The organism is Collinsella sp. AF18-8LB (genome assembly GCF_003459795.1).
Classification (GTDB): Bacteria; Actinomycetota; Coriobacteriia; order Coriobacteriales; family Coriobacteriaceae; genus Collinsella.
Genome location: NZ_QRWU01000003.1, coordinates 158,707 through 177,826, shown reverse-complemented (window position 1 = coordinate 177,826; position 19,120 = coordinate 158,707). Strand labels below are relative to the sequence as shown.

Sequence of the window (19,120 nt, the reverse complement as noted above, 5' to 3'; positions counted from 1 at the left end):
CCGCGGCCGTGGCGGCCCGCGCTGCATGAGCATGCCCTTCTGGCGCGAGGACCTCTAAGTCTTTTCGTTTCCGGTGCGGTCTCCCTACAACCGCACCGGTTTCGCCCGTCAAACGGGTAGCATTACGTAAGTAATTAAGGAATTCATTTCTTCGAAAGGAAACGAACCATGGGTGTTAACCTCTCCGGCCGTAGCTTCCTCAAGCTTCTCGACCTCACCACCGAGGAGATCGAGTACCTGCTCAAGCTCTCCAAGAACTTCAAGGATATGAAGCGCGCTGGCGTTCCGCACCGCTATCTCGAGGGCAAGAACATCGTCCTGCTCTTCCAGAAGACCTCCACTCGTACCCGCTGCGCCTTCGAGGTCGGCGGCATGGATCTGGGCATGGGCGTCACCTATCTCGATCCCGGTTCGTCCCAGATGGGCAAGAAGGAGTCCATCGAGGACACCGCCCGCGTTCTCGGCCGCATGTATGACGGCATCGAGTTCCGTGGCTTTGCCCAGGACGACGTCGAGGAGCTCGCCGCTAAGTCCGGCGTGCCCGTGTGGAACGGCCTGACCACTGAGTGGCACCCCACTCAGATGCTCGCCGACATCCTGACCGTCCAGGAGAACTTCAACTACGACATCAAGGGCAAGACCCTCGTCTTCATGGGTGACTGCAAGAACAACGTCGCTCGCTCCCTCATGGTTGTCTGCTCCAAGCTCGGCATGAACTTCGTGGCCTGCGGCCCCGAGGAGTGCATGCCCGCTGACGACGTCATCGAGGCCTGCAAGCCCATCGCCGAGGCCAACGGCTGCACCATCAAGCTGACCACCGACGTCAAGGACGGCGTCACCGGTGCCGACGTCATCTACACCGACGTGTGGGTCTCCATGGGCGAGCCCGACGAGGTCTGGGCCGAGCGCATCGCTCAGCTCACCCCGTATCGTGTCACCTCCGAGGTCATGGCTATGGCCAACCCGGGTGCCATCTTCCTGCACTGCCTGCCCAGCTTCCACGACACCAACACTACGATTGGCGCCGAGAAGTGCGAGCAGTTCGGCATCACCGAGCAGGAGGTCACCGACGAGGTCTTCGAGAGCCCCGCTTCCAAGGTCTTCGACGAGGCTGAGAACCGCATGCACACCATCAAGGCTGTCATGTACGCTACGCTCAAGTAAGAGCATCTAGCATCTCGCTCGGGGTGCATTGCTGCGCACCCCGAGCGCTTTTGTCTGGTAAAAATCTCGCACCGAGCGACATGCACGGCACGGAAGAGCCGCTTTGGGCGAGATCAGTAAATGATTTATGAAGGGGGGATGAGAACTATGACTGAGACCGCTAAGAAAAAGCGCGGTATGCCTTCATCGTTCACCATTCTTCTTGCTCTGCTGGCAATTGTCGCGGTTGTTACCGTTATCGTCTCCGGTACGTCCGGCGGCGCGGTTACCGCTGCCCGCCTGAGCGATTTCTGCACCGCCCCGGTCAAGGGCTTCGCTGACGCTCTGCCCGTCTGCCTCTTCGTTATGATCCTCGGCGGCTTCCTCGGCATGATGACCGAGACCGGCGCCCTGGACAACGGCATTGCCGTTCTGGTGCAGAAGCTTAAGGGCAACGAGATCATGCTCATTCCCGTGCTGATGCTCATCTTCTCCCTCGGTGGTACCACCTATGGTATGTGCGAGGAGACCGTTCCCTTCTACGCCCTGCTCGCCGCTACCATGATGGCTGCTGGCTTCGACCCCATGGTCGGCGCTGCTACCGTCCTGCTCGGCGCTGGCTGCGGCTGCCTGGGCTCCACGGTTAACCCGTTCGCCGTCGGCGCTGCCGTCGACGCTCTGACCGGCGTTGGCATTGAGGTCAACCAGTCCATCATCATCGGCCTCGGTGCCGTCCTGTGGATTGTTACCACTGCCATGTCCATCGTCTTCGTCATGAGCTATGCCAAGAAGGTCAAGGCTGACAAGGGTTCCACCATCCTTTCGATGCAGGAGCTCAAGGACGCCGAAGAGGCTCACGGCAAGGCTGCTTCCGAGGTTAACAAGGAGGTCAAGCTCACCGGTCGTCAGAAGGGTGTTCTGATCGCCTTTGCCTTCACCTTCGTCGTCATGATCGTCGGCTTCATCCCGCTGGCCGACCTCAACGAGGGCGTCGCCAACTTCTTCGATGCTGGCGCTGTCTATGACGCCGACGGTAACGCCATCGTTCAGGGCTGGTCTGCCCTGATCACCGGCCTGCCCATTGGCCAGTGGTACTTCGACGAGGCTTCCACTTGGTTCTTCCTCATGGCTATCCTGATCGGTATCATTGGTGGCCTGTCCGAGAAGCAGATCGTCAACACCTTCATCACCGGCGCTGCCGACATGATGTCCGTTGTCCTCGTCATCGCTCTCGCCCGTGGTATCTCCGTCCTCATGGCTAGCACCGGCCTCGACGTCTACGTCCTCGACGCTGCCGCCAATGCTTTGGCTGGTCTGTCCGGCGTGATCTTCGCTCCCATGAGCTTCCTAGTCTACTTTGGCCTGTCCTTCCTGATCCCCTCGACCTCCGGTATGGCTACTGTCTCCATGCCCATCATGGGACCGCTGGCTGTTAAGCTCGGCTTCTCGCCCGAGGTCATGGTCATGATCTTCTCCGCCGCCATCGGCGTCGTGAACCTGTTCACCCCGACCTCTGGCGCCATCATGGGCGGTCTTGCCCTGGCCAAGATCGAGTGGACGACCTGGCTCAAGTTTGCTCTTAAGCTCATCGTCGCTCTCTCCGTCGTCTGCGCCGTCATCCTGACCATCGCTTGCGTGATGCTCTAAGTACCCCTTGGGTACCCCACGGAAACCATGACGATCCTGTAAAGGATCACCTGGTCATCGTCTGTCCGGTGGGGTAACCCCACCGGTAGACTCCTACCTTTAGCCTCCTCCCGTTCCGTGCGCGGGGGGAGGCGCACTTATGTTGCGCGGCTCTACGAACCGCGCAACCAGTCGACGCTGCGCGCCGTTCAGAACGACAATTTGTCATTCAAAAGGCAAGGCATGACCAAAAGGTCTATGCCTTGCCTTTTTCATGCCAACTTGTTCGTTCTAGGCGGCGCTCGCTGACGTTGCATCTTCCTACGACGTTTCTATTGTTGGTGCAAGGTGGTGCCGTCCCAAATAGACTACCCGGGTTCCTTACGGTTGCGTGGTGGCGTGTTTGGTTGGTGCCCGTTGTTGGCCTGGCCTTTGGGAAGGGCAGGCTTCGCTATAATCGCGTAGGAACTTAATTGGGAAACGGGACGGGAGCCATACATGCGCCAGGGTTTCGACAATGCGAAGTATATCGAGCTGCAGGCTGCTCATATTAAGGAGCGCATCTCGCAGTTTGGCGGCAAGCTGTATTTGGAGTTTGGCGGCAAGCTGTTCGATGACTATCATGCCAGCCGCGTGCTGCCGGGCTTTGAGCCGGACAGCAAGTTTCGCATGCTCAAGAGCATCGCCGATGACGTCGAGGTCATCATTGCAATCAATGCGAACCATATCGAGAAGAACAAGGCCCGTGGCGACTTGGGTATTACCTATGATGAAGACGTCCTGCGCCTGGTCGATCTGTTCCGAGGGAATGGATTTGCCGTTGCCGCCGTGGTAATCACGCAGTATGCCGGCCAGCCCGCTGCCGATGTCTTCCGCAATCGTCTGAACGCGCTCGGTATTCCCGCCAAGCTGCATTATCCCATCGAGGGCTATCCGCACGATGTCGATCTGATTGTTTCTGACGAAGGCTACGGCAAGAACGAGTTTGTCGAGACCACGCGTCCGCTCGTTGTCGTGACGGCACCCGGCCCTGGCTCGGGCAAGCTTGCCACCTGCCTGTCGCAGCTGTATCACGAGCATAAGCACGGTACCGCCGCTGGCTATGCCAAGTTCGAGACCTTCCCGGTCTGGAATCTTCCTCTGACGCATCCGGTCAATATCGCCTACGAGGCCGCCACGGCAGACCTTGACGATGCCAACATCATCGATTCGTTCCATCTTGAGGCTTACAACAAGACCACGGTCAATTACAACCGTGATGTTGAGGCATTCCCGGTTGTTCGCGCCCTTATGGAAAAGATTCTGGGCGAGAGCCCCTATCAGAGCCCTACGGACATGGGCGTCAACATGGTTGGCTTTGCCATTACCGACGACGATGCCTGCCGTGATGCCTCCAAGATGGAGATCGTGCGCCGCTATTTTGCCGCGGTTGAAAGCGTGCGCCGTACCGGCGTGGGCGACGAACAGGTCGATCGTCTCAAACTCATCATGAAAAAGGCCGGCATCGATAAAAACTATTCGCCGGCGCGCTCGGCTGCCCTCACCAGAGAGCAACTGACGGGCGGTCCCGTGGGCGCCATGGTCATGCCGGACGGTTCTGTTGTGACCGGTAAGACCTCAACGCGCCTGGGTGCCGCGAGCTCGCTGATCATGAACGCCCTCAAGCATGTCTCGGGCGTGGACCTAGAGCTCGAAGTCATCAGTGACGAGGCGATCGAGCCCATCAGCAAGCTCAAGACGCATTTCCTGGGTAGCAAAAACCCTCGCCTCCATACCGACGAGACGCTCATGGCGTTGTCGATCACCTCGGCTACGAGTGAGACTGCCGCCCGTGTCCTTTCGGGCCTGGAGCAGCTCCGCGGCTGCGACGCCTTCTTTAGCGTTATCATCTCGCCGACTGATGAGACGGTGCTGCGCAAGCTGGGCATCAATGTGTGCTGCGAGCCTAAATTCGAGCGTCGTGGATTCTTTCACCGCTAAAACGAGACGATTGGTCTGATTAGGCCGCATGGGGTATATGCCCTATGCGGCTTATTTTATCAACATTGCCTTTGTTTGGGTTAAAAATAGCCCGTTTACCTGCCTATAAGTGATTTGAGCGGTATACAATAACGCTGATGTAACATCCTTTGCGGGATACGCCGGTCGCGCACGGCGCGTTAAATGCTCGTGCTCGGTTTGAGGAGGCTGCTATGGCGGGCAAGGGTCGTGCGAGTGTCAACGATATGAAGCGTGTCGAGGTGCTGGTGTTGATGGAGATCGACCGGCAAACCGAAGACAATGGCGGGCCGTATGGTTTCTCGCGCAAAACGCTTGCCGAGTGCGTGGGGGTTTCGCCGTATCGTGCCCGCGCCGCAATCGATCGCTTGGATTCCGAAGGCATGATTGATGTCGTCTCGCGTTATAGCGATGACGGCGGTCAGCTTGCAAATGGCATTTGCCTCACCGAACGTGGCGAGTGGTATCTTGAGGGCGTCCGTACCGGTATGCTCGTTCAAGAAATGCTTGAGGACGAGGTTGCTGATCGATAGCAGCATGTAACCCTTGCCATAGCGACGCTGCCTGGGACACCGGGCGGCGTTTTGTTTCAAGACTGAGAAATGCAATCGCACGCGAGAAAAATTGCGAACGGTCCGCGGCGCGAGTATTACAATGAAGACCCGTAAGATGTGGATAAACAACTTCTACGGGAAGTGCAGGTAACTCAATATGACCAAGCATGTGTTCGTAACCGGTGGTGTGGTTTCGTCCCTGGGCAAGGGTATTACCGCGGCCTCGCTGGGCCGTCTGCTCAAGTCGCGTGGCTACAAAGTAACGATGCAAAAGGCCGACCCGTATCTGAACGTCGACCCCGGTACCATGAGCCCCTTCCAGCATGGTGAGGTCTTCGTGACCGAGGACGGTTACGAGTCCGACCTGGACCTGGGTCATTACGAGCGCTTTATTGATGAGAACCTGACCCGCGATTCCAACTTTACGACCGGTGCCATCTACAAAAGCCTAATCGCCCGCGAGCGTCGCGGCGACTTTTTGGGCGGTACCGTGCAGGTGATTCCTCACGTTACCAATGCCATTAAGGACAAGTTTCGTCGCATCGAGGAGCAGACCGGCTCCGATGTAGTTATCACCGAGCTGGGCGGCACGATCGGCGACATCGAGTCCCAACCGTTTGTCGAGGCCATCCGTCAGTACCGCAAGGAGGCCGGCCCCGAGAACGTCTGCTACATCCACGTGTCGCTCGTTCCCTATATTGCCGCCGCCCACGAGGTCAAGACCAAGCCCACACAGCACTCCGTCAAAGAGCTCCGCAGCTTTGGTATCCAGCCCGACATCATCGTGCTACGCTCCGATCACCATATTGACGACGCCATCCGCGGCAAGATCGCGAGTTTCTGTGACGTCGACACCGACTGCGTCTTTACCAACGAGGACTGCGCGAGCATCTACGACGTGCCGCAGCTGCTTGCCGAGCAGGACTTTGACCTGCGCATTTGCGAGCGTCTGGGTCTGGATCCGCGTGAGCGCGACATGAGCGAGTGGAACGAGTTCCTGCGCAAACAGAATCACGCCAACCATCACGCCGACAAGGTGAAGATCGCCGTCGTGGGCAAGTACACGCAGCTGCCCGATGCGTACCTGTCGGTTATCGAGGCCCTGCACCATGCGGGCGTCTTCTACGATCGCCATGTGGACGTCCAGCTGGTCGACGGCGAGAGCCTCGACGAGCAGAATGTCTCCGAGGTTCTGGGCGACGCCTCGGGCATCCTGGTCCCCGGCGGCTTTGGCAAGCGCGCCCTGGAGGGCAAGATCCTCGCGGCCGAGTTTGCCCGTGAGCACAAGATTCCGTATCTGGGTATTTGCCTGGGTATGCAGGTGGCCGTGTGCGAGTTCGCCCGCAACGTCGTCGGCCTTGCCGGCGCCAGCTCCTCTGAGTTCGATCCGGACGGCCCGTTTAGCGTCATCGATCTGATGAGCTCGCAGGAGGACGTGACCGAGAAGGGCGGCACCATGCGTCTGGGCGCCTATCCGTGCAAGCTCGCCGCCGATACCCTTGCTCGCGAGGCATATGGCGAGGAACTCGTCTACGAGCGTCACCGTCACCGCTTTGAGTTCAACAACGCCTTCCGCGACCAGCTCGAGGACGCCGGCTTGGTTATCTCTGGCCTCTCGCCCGACGAGCGCCTGGTCGAGATGGTCGAGCTGCCGCGCGATGTGCATCCGTGGTATGTGGCAACTCAGGCTCACCCTGAGTTCAAGAGCCGTCCGACCAACCCGCAGCCGCTGTTCCGAGAGTTCGTGCGTGCCTCGATCGGTCAGCACGAGGGTGTCGATCGCCTGCAGGTGACGCCCATGAACCTCGCTACGGACTAAGGGTGCCGGCGAACAAAGAACATACCGGAGCTACTCCCTCGTCGCTCGCCGTGGCGGCGGGGGAGTATCTCGATTACCTCGCGGTCGAGCGGGGTTTGGCGCGCAACACGATTGCGGCCTATCGTCGTGACCTGACGACGTACTGCGTCTATCTGGAGCGGGCGGGTATTGTGTCTTTTGAAGAGGTGACCCGTCAGGTCGTGGAGGGCTTTGTCGCCGACCGTCGCGATGGGGGCTATTCCGATGCCTCGGTGGAGCGTGCGCTTGCGGCAGTGAAGGGCCTGCATGCCTTTTTGGTGCGCGATGGGGCTGTGGCCCAAAATCCAACGGCGGCGTTGCGCCTGCCTAAAAAAGCTGAGCGTTTGCCGGAGTATCTATCGGTGGAGGATGTCTCGGCGCTGCTCGATCAAGACTTCCCCGAGGGCGAGATGGGCTTGCGCGACCATGCCATCTTGGAAGTGCTCTACGGATGCGGTTTGCGTGTGAGCGAGTTGGTGGGGCTCGATGTGGGCGATATCCATATCGACGATGGCTTTGTGCTCGTTCGCGGTAAGGGCTCAAAGGAACGCCTGTCCCCGCTGGTGGGAAGCGCGGCGCGAGCTCTGACGCTCTATGTAACTGAGGGGCGTTCTCGCTTGGCGGCCCATGCCCGCGGAACCGAGACCTCGGCGGTCTTTTTAAATAAGAACGGCCGCCGCCTGTCGCGCCAGGGCATCCATGCCATCTGTGAGCGCTACGGACGCCAGGTGGGGTTGGTGGGACTCCACCCCCATACGCTGCGTCACTCCTTTGCCACCCATATGCTTGCGGGCGGCGCGGATCTCCGTGTGCTACAGGAGATTTTGGGACATGCCGATATATCGACCACGCAGGTCTACACGCATGTCGATCGTACGCAACTGACCGAGGTCTATCTGGCAGCACACCCGCTGGCACATCGTTAGCACATCGCTGACCTGCAAATTAATAGGTATTTGGGAACGGGCCCCAGATTGCCGCGGCGTGCTTTCGCGCGCATGGGCAATCTGGGGCCCGTTCTATTTTTCGCCACATGTCGTCGCGGTGGTGGGCCGCACGTGCCTTGGGTGGGGGAGTTTGGGGGCGATGTGAACGGCATGTAAAGGGACGCAAAAATCGCCTCAAGGTCAACTTGAAGGTTGAGGTTGAACGGCGGGGTGCCACAGGTGGCATCCCGCCGTTGCTGTAAACACAACATATTGTGTTTTCGAACATATGATTGGGGGTGTTTTGCAATATATGGTGGGTGGAGTGGTGGGGCGGAGTGGGGGAAGGGGTGGGGAAAGGTGTTGAAAAATGGGGCGGTTCCCCATATTATTAATGACGTCGACTGGCGGGGGGGTTCCCCGCGTACGTGCCATCTGAGTAACCGAGGGGAGGGCGCACATGGGAATGACTGGCGCATACGAGCGCAATCTCGATGCAAAAGGCCGTCTGTCCCTGCCTGCACCCCTTCGCGAGGAGCTTGGAGAGCACGTTCGCGTGTTCAAAGCCCTGGATGTCGATGCTCTGTACGTGTTCTCTGCCGAGGCCTTCGATAAGTGGGTCGAAGGACTCTTCGCGGGTCGTGAGGGCCACGAGGGTTTTAACCCGCGCGACATCAACGACCAGAAGCTCATGAGGGCGATCAACAAGCGCACCACGTCGATGGACGTGGACAGCGCCGGTCGTATCGGTCTTTCCGAGTCTCTCCGCAAGCAGGCGAACCTCGACCGCGAGGTCACGGTTGTGGGCAACTACGACCACCTTGAGGTTTGGGATCGCGCCGCGGCCGATGAGGACGATGACGACGAGGCCCTGCTGGACCTCTTCTTCTCGTAAGGGCAAGGCACGGGTAACGGATGGAGCGTGGGATCTTGACACAAGAATATCGGCATGAACCTGTCATGCTCGGCGAAGTGCTTGAGTCGCTGCGGCTAAAGAGCGGCTCCGTTGTCTGCGATTGTACCCTTGGCGGTGCCGGTCATTCGGTAAAGATGGCTGCGCAGGTGGGGGAGACGGGCCTTTTGCTCGGCGTCGATCAGGACGACATGGCCCTCGAGGCCGCTGGCGCCCGTCTGGACCGCGAGGTTCCCGGCGTTCCGCACCAGCTGCTGAAGGGCAACTTCGGCGACTTGGACGAGCTGCTTTGCTCGGCCGAGGTGCCCGGGGTCGATGGCTTCCTGTTCGATTTGGGCGTTTCGTCACCGCAACTCGATATCCCTGGCAGGGGCTTTTCGTATAACGAGGACGCCCCATTGGACATGCGGATGGATCCGGGTAATAACACCTTAAACGCAGCTGAGGTCATCAACACCTATAACGAACACGACCTCGCCCGGATTCTACGCGTCTACGGCGAAGAGAAGTTCGCCTCGCAGATCGCGCGCGAGATCGTGCGCCGCCGCGAGCAAAAACCGATCGAAACCACCGGCCAATTTGTCGAGATCATCAAGGCGGGTATCCCGGCTGCCGCTCGTCGGCATGGCGGACACCCGGCCAAGAAAAGTTTCCAGGCCATTCGCATCGAGGTCAATCACGAACTCGATGTGCTCGAACGAGGGCTTGATGCCGCCACCAGGTGGCTCAACCCGGGCGGACGTATCTGCGTCATCTCGTATCACTCGCTCGAGGACCGTATCGTAAAGAACCACTTTAAGGAGATGAGCCAGGGGTGCACGTGTCCGCCGGAGATTCCGGTGTGCGTGTGCGGCAACGTGCCGATACTCAAGGTCATCACCCGCAAACCCTTGGTTGCCCAGCCTGATGAGGTTGAGCGCAACCCTCGGGCGAGATCAGCCAAAATCCGCGTGGCGCAGCGTCTGTAGGCGCGACCGCGCGATATTGGACCTCCCGCTCGCACCATAAACGAAGCTTAAACACACTACCAACGTACTCGGGATGGGAGGCGGCATATCATGGGCTACAACACTTCAAGCGCAGCACTTGCCTATGATATGAACGCCATGCCCGCCTATCGTGAGACACCGCAGGCCCCCGTTGCTCCCCGTGAGCAGCGCACGCCGCGCTTTGATGTCTACACGGGCGCGGGCCGTCAGGCAAACCAGGCGGTAAGCCCGGTTTTCATGAGCGTTCTTAAAACGTTTTGCATCATTGCGGCTATCTTCATGACGATCGGCGTCGCCCGCGTGGCGCTCGCCGGCGTTACGGCCCAGGTGCTCAACAGCAACGCCGAGCTAACCAACACGCTCGAAAAGGCGACCGATGAGAGCTCCGACCTGGAGGTCATGCATTCGGTCTATGGCGCCGACACGCGCATTCGCGACCTTGCGGGCGCTTATGGCATGGTGGAGCCCAGCGAGAGCGTTACACTTGACTTTTCGCAGGATGCAGCCGCGGGCGCCAACGCGACCGCGACCGCTCAGTAGCAAGACGGTAGCTGAGTATGACAAATGACTATCGCCGCGGTTCCGATGGGGGCCGCGGTTCTGGACGTCCCTCGTCGCGGGGACGTTCTGGTTATCAAGGAACGGGTCGGCAATCTTACAACGCCGGGCGGTCCCGTGGCAACGACCCGGCGTCGCGACTTCGCGGCTCGGGCGGCCCTCAAGTGCATAACACCAGGTCGCGCAAGAGTTCGTCGACCGAATGGCTCACAGGCACGCCGCTGCCTCGCCGCAAAGCCGTCATGGGATTCATTGGGCTTGGCTTGGGCTTGGGCGTCTTTCGCCTTGCCGACTATCAAATTGTCGAAGCCGATAAACTGCGCGAGCGTGCCGATGCGCGGCGCCTGCTTGCGCAGACCCTCTATGCCAAACGTGGCACCATCTACGACCGCAACGGTAACGTGCTGGCGTCGTCGGTCGAATGTCGCAACATCGCCGTGAACCCGCAGCTTGTCGAGGATGTTGACAAGACGGTGTCGGCGCTGGTCAAGGCAACTGGAATCGATAAAAAGACCTGCCGTAAGCTCGTCGAGTCCGATGGAACCTGGGTGTATATCAAGCGCCAGGTGGACGAAGACGATGCTGCGGCGCTGGAGAAGAAGAACCTGCCCGGCGTGCTTTTTGAGCAGGCCATGAAGCGCGTATATCCATACGGCAATCTGGCATCGCAGGTGCTGGGTGTAGTGAATGTAGACAACGACGGCTTGACGGGTCTCGAAAAGCAATACAACAAGCTTCTGACCGGTACGAACGGTTCTCTCGTACGCGAGCGCGCGAGGGACGGCAGCTATATCGCGGGCGGTGCCTATAAAAAGGTGGCTGCGGTCGACGGCGTTGATATCGTGACGACGCTCGATGTCAATATCCAGCGTACGGCTGAGGACGCTCTGGCAGAGGCTGTCGAGAAGACAAAGGCCAAGAACGGCTCGGCTTTGGTCACCGACCCCACGACCGGCGAAATTCTCGCCGCCTGCTCGTATCCGACCTACGACCAGACCGATTTGGAAAACGCCAAGACCGAGGATATGAACCTGCGCCTGGTAACCGACGCCTACGAGCCCGGCTCGGTCTTTAAGACACTCGTGGCGGGCGCCGGCTTCGACTTGGGCGTAGTGCGATCGAGTACGTCGTTTGAGGTGCCGGCGAGTATCAAGGTGGGCGACGATACCGTCACCGATGCCGACAAACGCGACTATGCCATGACCATGGATGTGCGCGAGATGATGCGCCGTTCGTCCAACGTGGGCTTTGTCCTGGTGGGGCGCAAAATCGGTGCCGACGACTTTGCCGCCTATGTGGACAAGTGGGGCATCGGTCACAGCTCGGGTGTCGATTTTCCGGGCGAGAGCCTGGGCATCGTCAAGGAGCGTGACCGGTATGACGGCGCCACGCTGGGCTCGATGAGCTTTGGGCAGGCGCTGTCTGTCTCGCCGATTGAGATCGCACGTGCCGTGGGCGGCATCGCCAACGGCGGCGTGATGATGACCCCGCACTTCTATAAGTCCAGCAAAGGCGACGAGAAGGACTGGGGCGAAGGCGAGCGCGCGATTTCGGAGGACGCCGCATCACAGGTGACATCGTGCATGCAGACGGTCGTGTCCGAGGGAACGGGCGTTGGCGGTGCGGTTGACGGCTATGACGTGGCGGGTAAGACCGGTACGGCCGAACGTGCCGACGAGAACGGCGGCTACCTCAAGGAGAACTACATGTCGTCCTTTATGGGCTTTGCGCCGGCGCAATCGCCCAAGGTGCTGTGCTATATCACGCTCGACGGAACGCCGAGCGGCTCAGATGCCGCTGCGGTGCCGTTCCAGTCCATTATGGCCAACGCGCTCGACGTGCTGGGTATCCCGCGCACGAAGTAGGGGGTTACAATCTTTGGGGCGTGGTTTGTTGTCCCATATGAGGGGTGTTCACATGCCCTGCACCACGCATGCGCGGCGCTGGGATACAATACGCCGATAGCATTATTAGGTTTACAGGGGAGCTGCAATGATAGAGATCGCCGTCAACAACCTCGCGGCCGCAACAGGGGCCCGAACCGTGACGGGAGAAGTCGATCGGGTATGCCGCGGGTGCGTTATCGACTCGCGCCAGGTCGAGGAAGGGACGATTTTCGTCGCCTTTCCCGGTGAAAACGTCGACGGCAATGATTTTGCTTCCCGTGCCGTCCAGTCGGGTGCCGGCGCCGTCGTGATGACGCGCGAGCCCGAGGCCGAGCTGGTCTCGCTGGCGCAGGACAAGGGCTGTGCCATCCTGCTGACCGATGATCCCGAGGAGTTTCTGCTGCATTTGGCGCACGCGTATCGCCTGGAGCTTGGCTGCCTGGTCGTTGGCATTACCGGTTCCATCGGCAAGACGACGACTAAGGACGTGCTCGCCGCTGTACTCGCCAAGCGCTATCGTGTCTGGGCCACCAAGGGCAATTTCAATAACCTGATCGGCATGCCGCTCACGGTGCTTTCCGCCCCGGCCGATACCGAGGTCCTGGTGCTCGAGATGGGCATGAACCATTTCCACGAGATCGAGCGCCTGTCCCAGTCCGCCAATCCCAACCTTGCCATCGTGAGCAAGATCGGTACCTCTCATATCGGTATTTTGGGCAGCCGCGAGAACATCGCCCGCGCTAAGGCCGAGATTGTCCAGGGCATGTGCGCCGCCGGCGACTATTTGCCGCTGCTGGTTTTGGGTGGCGAGGACGACTTTACGCCGTTCATTCGCGATACGTTCGCCCAGCCTGCTGGTATCGACGTGATGCTTGCCGGCGTCTCGGACGATGATGAGGTCCGCGCCCGCGACGTTCGTGTTGATGACGAGGGCCGTCCGGTCTTTACGCTCGATTTTGGCCAGGGCGAGACGATCGATACCATGCTTGCCATCCCCGGCGTGCAGTCCGTTCCTAATGCCGTTAAGGCCGCCGCGGTTGCCTATCGCCTGGGCGTGACGCCCGAGCAGATCGATGCTGCCTTTAGGGGCCTCACGATCACCGGACACCGCCAGGAGATCAAGCGCGCCAAGAGCGGTGCACGCATCATCGATGACTCCTATAACGCTAGCGCCGAATCGATGGCTGCCGGTCTCGATCTACTGTGCTCGCTTTCGTGCACGGGGTCTCGCATGGCGATCCTGGGCGAGATGGGCGAGATGGGCGATGAGGCTCCTCGCATGCATGAGCTCGTGGGCGCCTATGCCGCCGCCAAGGAGCTCGACATGCTGGCGTGCGTGGGTGGTGAACTGGCCCAGCTTATGGCCGATGCCGCGCGCATGATGGGCATGGACGAGGACCGCATCCAGGTGTTCTCCGATTATCAGCAGGTGCTCGACCGCATGGGCGGCGCGCTTGAAAAACATGATGTTGTACTGGTCAAGGGTTCCCGCTTTGTTGAGCTCGACCGCTTTGTGGAAGGTGTGTGCTAGCCCATGTTCGGCAATCCCTCGTATCCAACGTATCAGGCTTTTTTGGGGCTTGGCATCGCCGCCGCCATTGCGCTGCTGCTCATGCCGTGGTGGATCAAGCTGCTCAAGGTTGAGGGTATCGGCCAGCAGGTTCGTGCCGACGGCCCCAAGCGTCATTTGGTTAAGCAGGGAACGCCCACCATGGGTGGTGTTGTCATCCTCGTCGCGATCTCGCTGACCTGCCTGCTGATGGGCAAGCTCACCACCGAGCTCGTGCTCGTGCACCTCGCCACGCTGGCGACCGGCGTGCTGGGCCTGATCGACGACCTGACCTCCGTTACGCATGGGCGCTCGCTCGGTCTGACGCCCCATGCCAAGATGATCGGCCTAACCATTATCTGTGTCACCTTTACGGTACTTGCCGTCAACTGGTGCGGCGTCGCCCCCGAGATTCGTTTTCCCGGTGGGTTGACGATCGACCTTGGCGTACTTTCGACTACCATCTGCGGCTATTCGTTCCCGTGGCTCTATATTGTCTTTTGCTGGCTGATGATTGCCGGTCTTTCTAATGCCGTGAACCTGACCGATGGCCTTGACGGTCTTGCTGGCGGTACCTCCATGATTGCCATGCTCGCCATGGCTGCCATGGCATTTTTGCACGGAGACGTGAACCTGTCCATCTTCTGCACCGCGTGTGCCGGTGCCTGCTTGGGCTTTCTGTGGTTCAACTGCTATCCGGCGAGCATCTTTATGGGCGATACCGGATCGCTTGCCCTGGGCGCCGCGTTTGCCTGCACGTCCATCATGACCAACACCGAGGTCGTCTCCCTCATCATCGGCGGCCTGTTTATCGTTGAGACCCTTTCGGTCATGATTCAGGTTGTCTACTTCCACTTTACGCACAAGCGCGTCTTCCTTATGGCGCCCATCCATCATCATTTCGAAAAGAAGGGCTGGGCCGAGACCAAGGTCGTCATCCGTTTTTGGATTATCGCTGCGGCCTTTGGTGCCGTTGGCCTTGCTCTGTTCTTCCAGTTGGGATAGTGGTCTTTCATGCCTCTTGCTGATGTCTTTAGCCTGCTCGTTTTGGGTCAGGGCAAATCCGGTCTCGATGTCGCCCGCTGGGCGCTGGCGCATCCCGAGCGCGTAAGCGCCGTTACCGTGTATGGCGGCGGCACCTCTGAGCCCAATGACGCCACGCGTACGCTCGAGGCTGCTGGTGCGTCGTTTGTCTATGGGACCGAACAGGTCGAGGGCGCCTATGACGTATGCGTGACGTGCCCGGGCATCTCGGAGTTCTCGGGCTTCTTTAAGGCCGGGCACGAGCATGCCGCCCAGATTATGGGTGAGCCCGAGTTTGCCTATCGCCTGTCGCCCGATAACTGGATTGCCATCACGGGCACCAACGGCAAGACGACCACCACGTCGCTGACTGATTATCTGCTCAAGGCTGCCGGCGAGGCCAGCGTAGCTGTCGGCAACATCGGCGAGCCGCCGGTCAACGAGATTGACGGCCGAGCCCACAACGAGTGGTTTGTGGCTGAGCTCTCGAGCTATCAGATTGCTACGACCACCGAGCTCCACCCTCGCGTGGCGGTGCTGCTCAACATCACTCCAGACCACTTGGGCTGGCATAAGAGCCATAAGAACTACGCGCTTGCCAAGGTCAAACTGTTTGACAATATGGACGATGACGATCTGGTGGTTGTCGACGTCGAAGACGCCGGCATTCACGAGTTCGATGAGTACATCTACACGCCGGGTCATCGCATCTGCAAGGTTGCCTTTGACGAGCCTGAGGGCGAGGATGTCGCCTTTGTGCGCGATGGCAAGATGATCGTGCGCCTGAAGGGCGTCGAGACCCCGCTGATCGCTACATCCGAGCTCAAGATCTCGGGCCATCACAATGTTATCAATGCCCTGTGCGCTGCCACGGCTGCCCTGGCAGTCGGTGCCGATGTCGATGGTGTCTGTCGCGGCCTGGCCTCGTTCCAGCCGCTCGAGCACCGCGTGGAGCCGTGTGGCGAGATTGACGGCGTGCGCTACGTCAACGATTCCAAGGCGACCAACACCGATGCGGTCGAGAAGGCCCTGACGGCATTTCCCGGTGACGATGTGATCTTGCTGCTCGGCGGCCACGATAAGGGCACGCCGCTCACGGACTTCGCGCGCTTCGTTATGGATAACGTACGCTCGGTCGTCTGCTTTGGCGATGCACGCGAGCGCTTCACCGCCGCTATGGACGAGGCCGATGTCGATGGCGATGTGGATATCGCCCAGGCGGATGACCTACGCGACGCCGTGGACGTTGCCCGTTCGCTGTCGAGCCGTGGCGACGTGATCTTACTTTCTCCTGCCTGCTCTTCGTTCGATGAGTTCTCGGGCTATGAGGAGCGCGGCCGCGTGTTTAAGGACTATGTTGCCCAGCTTGCCGCTGCGGCGAAATCGCAAATGGAATAGGGGCTGCCGGTGAGAGAGGAGAGCCCCCGACAAGGTATGAGGAGGCCCGACTCGGACCGTGCTTCCTCGTGGCGCAGCAATCCGCGTTCCGGTCGCGGCGGGCAGACGTTTAGCGAACGCTATATTGCCGGCGTTCCCGCCCGTATCATGCGCCCCCGTTTGATATTCATGGCCTGCCTGTTTACCTTGGTGTGCTTTGGCCTGCTGATGGTGTACTCGGCATCTTCGGTCGAGGCGCTGCACGAGAATGGCTCGGCGACGTTTTTTTTGGGTCGACAGGCCGCGTTTACCGCGATCGGTGTTCTAGCGCTGATTGCCATCGTGCGCGTTTTGCCGGACAGCTGGTTTGGGGAGGATGTGCTCAGGATCTTCCTTATCGGCATGATGCTCTTGCTTCTGCTGGTTTTCTTGGTGGGCAGCGGCAGCCGTGGCGCCACGCGCTGGCTCAACATCGCCGGCATTCAGTTCCAGCCTTCCGAGTTTTTAAAGCCATTTGCCATCGCGTATTCGGCCATCATGCTCGACCGCTTCTTTTCGCCCGGTGGCAACATCAACGAATTCCTTCGCAAGATGGGCATCTACCTGGGCATTTCGCTCTTTCTGATCTTTATCCAGCCCGATTTCGGTACCGTCCTGATTATCCTGTTGACCCTCATGTGCATGGCGTTGTTCGCGGGTCTCGACCCCAAATTCATCCTCGGCGTGATAATCTTCGGCATTCTCGTGATCGTGATTGCGCTTGTTGCAGAGCCGTACCGTATGGTGCGTATTCAGGTTGCCTTGAACCCTTGGGCCGACGAGTATGGTGACGGCTATCAGGCCACGCTTGCCATCATGGCCTTTGCCTCGGGCGGCCTGTTCGGCCGTGGCATCGGCAACTCAACCATGAAGTACTCGTATCTGCCCGAGGCGCACAACGACTACATCCTGGCCATCGTTGGCGAGGAGGCCGGTTTTGTCGGAACCGTGCTGTTCTTCTTGGTGTTTGCGATGCTGATCTACTCGGCGTTTCGCATTGCCGAGCAGGCGACCGACCGTCGCGGAGCGCTTATGGCGTCTGGCTCCGCGGTCATCCTTGCGGTGCAGTTTTTGATCAACGCGCTGGGCATTCTCAATGTGTTTCCCATGACGGGCAAACCGCTGCCGTTTATTAGCTACGGCGGCTCGTCGATTATTGTGTCGCTTATGCTCGCCGGGTTGATCCTGCGCGTTTCGTACGAGAGCGCCCGCCGCGATGAGCATGACCGCCGCCGTGAGAGCTTTGCCGTTATGGACGAGAGCACCGCCGGCGTTGCCCATGTGCGCGGTGAACGACCTTCGCGTAGCGGCTTTACCGTTCTGGATGGTTCTGCATCCGAGCCGGTAGCCCGTCCACGCCCGCGAACGGCTCCGCAAGGTCGTCCGCAGCGCCCCAGCCCTCGCAACGCGGGCGGCGGATATAATCGAATCGATTTGAACTCGGACCCGTCGGCGCGTCTGCGCACCGACGACCAGGGACCGCGTGTACGAAGGGACTACCATGACCGATAAGATGACCGTTGCTATTGCAGCCGGCGGCACGGCAGGACACATCAACCCTGCGCTCGCCTTGGCCGAAGAGCTGCGTGACCGTGGTCACTACGTTGTGTTCGTGGGCCAGTCGCGCAAGCTCGAGGGTCGTCTGGTCCCCGAGGCCGGGTTTGATTTTGTGCCCATTACGGTCACGGGCTTCGACCGCTCCCGTCCTTGGACGGCGCTGACCTCGCTGTGGCGTGTCAACAAGGCCAAGCGTGCGCTCGCCAGTTATTTCTCAAAGGTCGGCAAGCCCGATGCCGGCATCGGTTTTGGTGCCTATGTCGAGGTTCCGCTGCTGGGGTGGTGCAAGGGCGCGGGCGTTCCGTATCTGTTGCATGAGCAGAACTCTGTTCCGGGCCTGGCCAACAAGATGATGAACTCCCACGCCGCCCGCGTGTGCATCTCGGTGCCGGCAGCGCGCGCGGTCTTTGAGCGCGAAGGCGACCCTGACCATGTGCTCATGACCGGCAACCCCGTACGTCACTCGGTGATCGAGGGCGATCGCGCTCGCGGCCGCAAGGCACTTGGCGTTCCCGAGGACGCTACGCTGCTGCTCGTCTTTGGCGGTTCACTTGGCGCCCAGCACCTCAACGAGCGCGTGGTTTCGCTCAAAAACGAGCTGCTTTCGCGCAAGAACCTCTATGTGTTGCATTCGACGGGTGCCGACGGCTTTGAGGAGACCGAGCGCGCTTTGGCGCTGACGCCCGAGGAAGCGAAGCGTTACCGCGTCCAGCCTTACATCGACAACATGGGCGATATGCTGGCTTCTGCCGATTTGGCGCTCTCGCGTTCGGGCGCATCGAGCGTGGCCGAGATCGCTGCGCTTGCCGTGCCCTCGGTGCTCGTGCCGTATCCGCATGCGACGGCCGACCACCAAACCACCAATGCCCGTTATCTGGTCGACGCCGGGGCCGGCGTACTTTGCGCCGATGCCGATATCGACGGTTCTGCCTTTGCCGATGAGCTGCTGCACCTGGTCGATGATGCGTCGGCGCGCGACGCCATGCGTCAGGCGGCGCGTGGTCTGGCTCAGGATAGGGCCGCCGCTCTTCTGGCGGATGCGGTAGAGGGTTTGCGTTAGTTAGACGGGATATCGTCGGTCGCCCTCGCGCTGATGCGGTAGGTGCGGTACAGTTAACGGGTTACAGGCAGTGTTTACGCAAGGA

General features: G+C 59.9%; 15 protein-coding genes. All 15 read left to right on the top strand.

Features of this window, described 5'->3' with window-relative positions; genetic code table 11:
- Nucleotides 1–168: 168 nt before the first annotated feature.
- The gene (argF, locus tag DWX25_RS05505) at nucleotides 169–1,164 is read left to right on the top strand and encodes an ornithine carbamoyltransferase (protein WP_006234279.1); all 996 of its coding nucleotides are present in this window, start codon (nucleotides 169–171) and stop codon (nucleotides 1,162–1,164) included.
- Between the two features lie 138 nt (nucleotides 1,165–1,302).
- On the top strand, nucleotides 1,303–2,790 hold the full coding sequence (locus DWX25_RS05500) for a YfcC family protein (RefSeq protein WP_369831392.1): 1,488 nt from the start codon (nucleotides 1,303–1,305) through the stop codon (nucleotides 2,788–2,790).
- Nucleotides 2,791–3,267: 477 nt separating this feature from the next.
- A complete protein-coding gene (locus DWX25_RS05495) occupies nucleotides 3,268–4,749 on the top strand; it encodes a DUF1846 domain-containing protein (protein ID WP_117794763.1) in 1,482 nt (493 codons plus the stop codon).
- Between the two features lie 212 nt (nucleotides 4,750–4,961).
- Complete coding sequence (locus DWX25_RS05490) at nucleotides 4,962–5,300, top strand: hypothetical protein (RefSeq protein WP_117734940.1); 339 nt, start codon at nucleotides 4,962–4,964, stop codon at nucleotides 5,298–5,300.
- 178 nt (nucleotides 5,301–5,478) lie between these two features.
- On the top strand, nucleotides 5,479–7,140 hold the full coding sequence (locus DWX25_RS05485; protein ID WP_055286060.1) for a CTP synthase: 1,662 nt from the start codon (nucleotides 5,479–5,481) through the stop codon (nucleotides 7,138–7,140).
- A 2-nt stretch (nucleotides 7,141–7,142) separates the two neighbouring features.
- Nucleotides 7,143–8,084 (top strand): site-specific tyrosine recombinase XerD, encoded by a 942-nt coding sequence (gene xerD, locus DWX25_RS05480; RefSeq protein WP_199412325.1) that lies wholly within the window; start codon nucleotides 7,143–7,145, stop codon nucleotides 8,082–8,084.
- A 460-nt stretch (nucleotides 8,085–8,544) separates the two neighbouring features.
- Complete coding sequence (locus DWX25_RS05475; protein ID WP_006234269.1) at nucleotides 8,545–8,979, top strand: division/cell wall cluster transcriptional repressor MraZ; 435 nt, start codon at nucleotides 8,545–8,547, stop codon at nucleotides 8,977–8,979.
- Between the two features lie 20 nt (nucleotides 8,980–8,999).
- Entirely contained in the window at nucleotides 9,000–9,965 is a 966-nt protein-coding gene (gene rsmH / locus DWX25_RS05470; protein WP_117799226.1) for a 16S rRNA (cytosine(1402)-N(4))-methyltransferase RsmH, read from the top strand.
- Nucleotides 9,966–10,055: 90 nt separating this feature from the next.
- Nucleotides 10,056–10,526 carry a hypothetical protein gene (locus tag DWX25_RS05465; protein WP_022094483.1) on the top strand — a complete coding sequence of 157 codons (471 nt, stop codon included), beginning with the start codon at nucleotides 10,056–10,058 and terminating at the stop codon, nucleotides 10,524–10,526.
- A 182-nt stretch (nucleotides 10,527–10,708) separates the two neighbouring features.
- A complete protein-coding gene (locus tag DWX25_RS05460) occupies nucleotides 10,709–12,409 on the top strand; it encodes a peptidoglycan D,D-transpeptidase FtsI family protein (protein ID WP_369831509.1) in 1,701 nt (566 codons plus the stop codon).
- A gap of 127 nt (nucleotides 12,410–12,536) precedes the next feature.
- A complete protein-coding gene (gene murF / locus DWX25_RS05455) occupies nucleotides 12,537–13,961 on the top strand; it encodes a UDP-N-acetylmuramoyl-tripeptide--D-alanyl-D-alanine ligase (protein ID WP_117799224.1) in 1,425 nt (474 codons plus the stop codon).
- A 3-nt stretch (nucleotides 13,962–13,964) separates the two neighbouring features.
- Entirely contained in the window at nucleotides 13,965–14,984 is a 1,020-nt protein-coding gene (gene mraY / locus DWX25_RS05450; protein ID WP_117799223.1) for a phospho-N-acetylmuramoyl-pentapeptide-transferase, read from the top strand.
- 9 nt (nucleotides 14,985–14,993) lie between these two features.
- Nucleotides 14,994–16,400, top strand: a complete 1,407-nt coding sequence (gene murD, locus DWX25_RS05445; RefSeq protein WP_117799222.1) for a UDP-N-acetylmuramoyl-L-alanine--D-glutamate ligase — start codon at nucleotides 14,994–14,996, stop codon at nucleotides 16,398–16,400.
- 36 nt (nucleotides 16,401–16,436) lie between these two features.
- The gene (ftsW, locus tag DWX25_RS05440) at nucleotides 16,437–17,930 is read left to right on the top strand and encodes a putative lipid II flippase FtsW (RefSeq protein WP_117799221.1); all 1,494 of its coding nucleotides are present in this window, start codon (nucleotides 16,437–16,439) and stop codon (nucleotides 17,928–17,930) included.
- Nucleotides 17,920–19,035, top strand: a complete 1,116-nt coding sequence (gene murG / locus DWX25_RS05435; protein WP_117799220.1) for an undecaprenyldiphospho-muramoylpentapeptide beta-N-acetylglucosaminyltransferase — start codon at nucleotides 17,920–17,922, stop codon at nucleotides 19,033–19,035. The genes ftsW and murG overlap by 11 nt, the downstream gene beginning before the upstream one ends.
- Nucleotides 19,036–19,120: the final 85 nt, after the last annotated feature.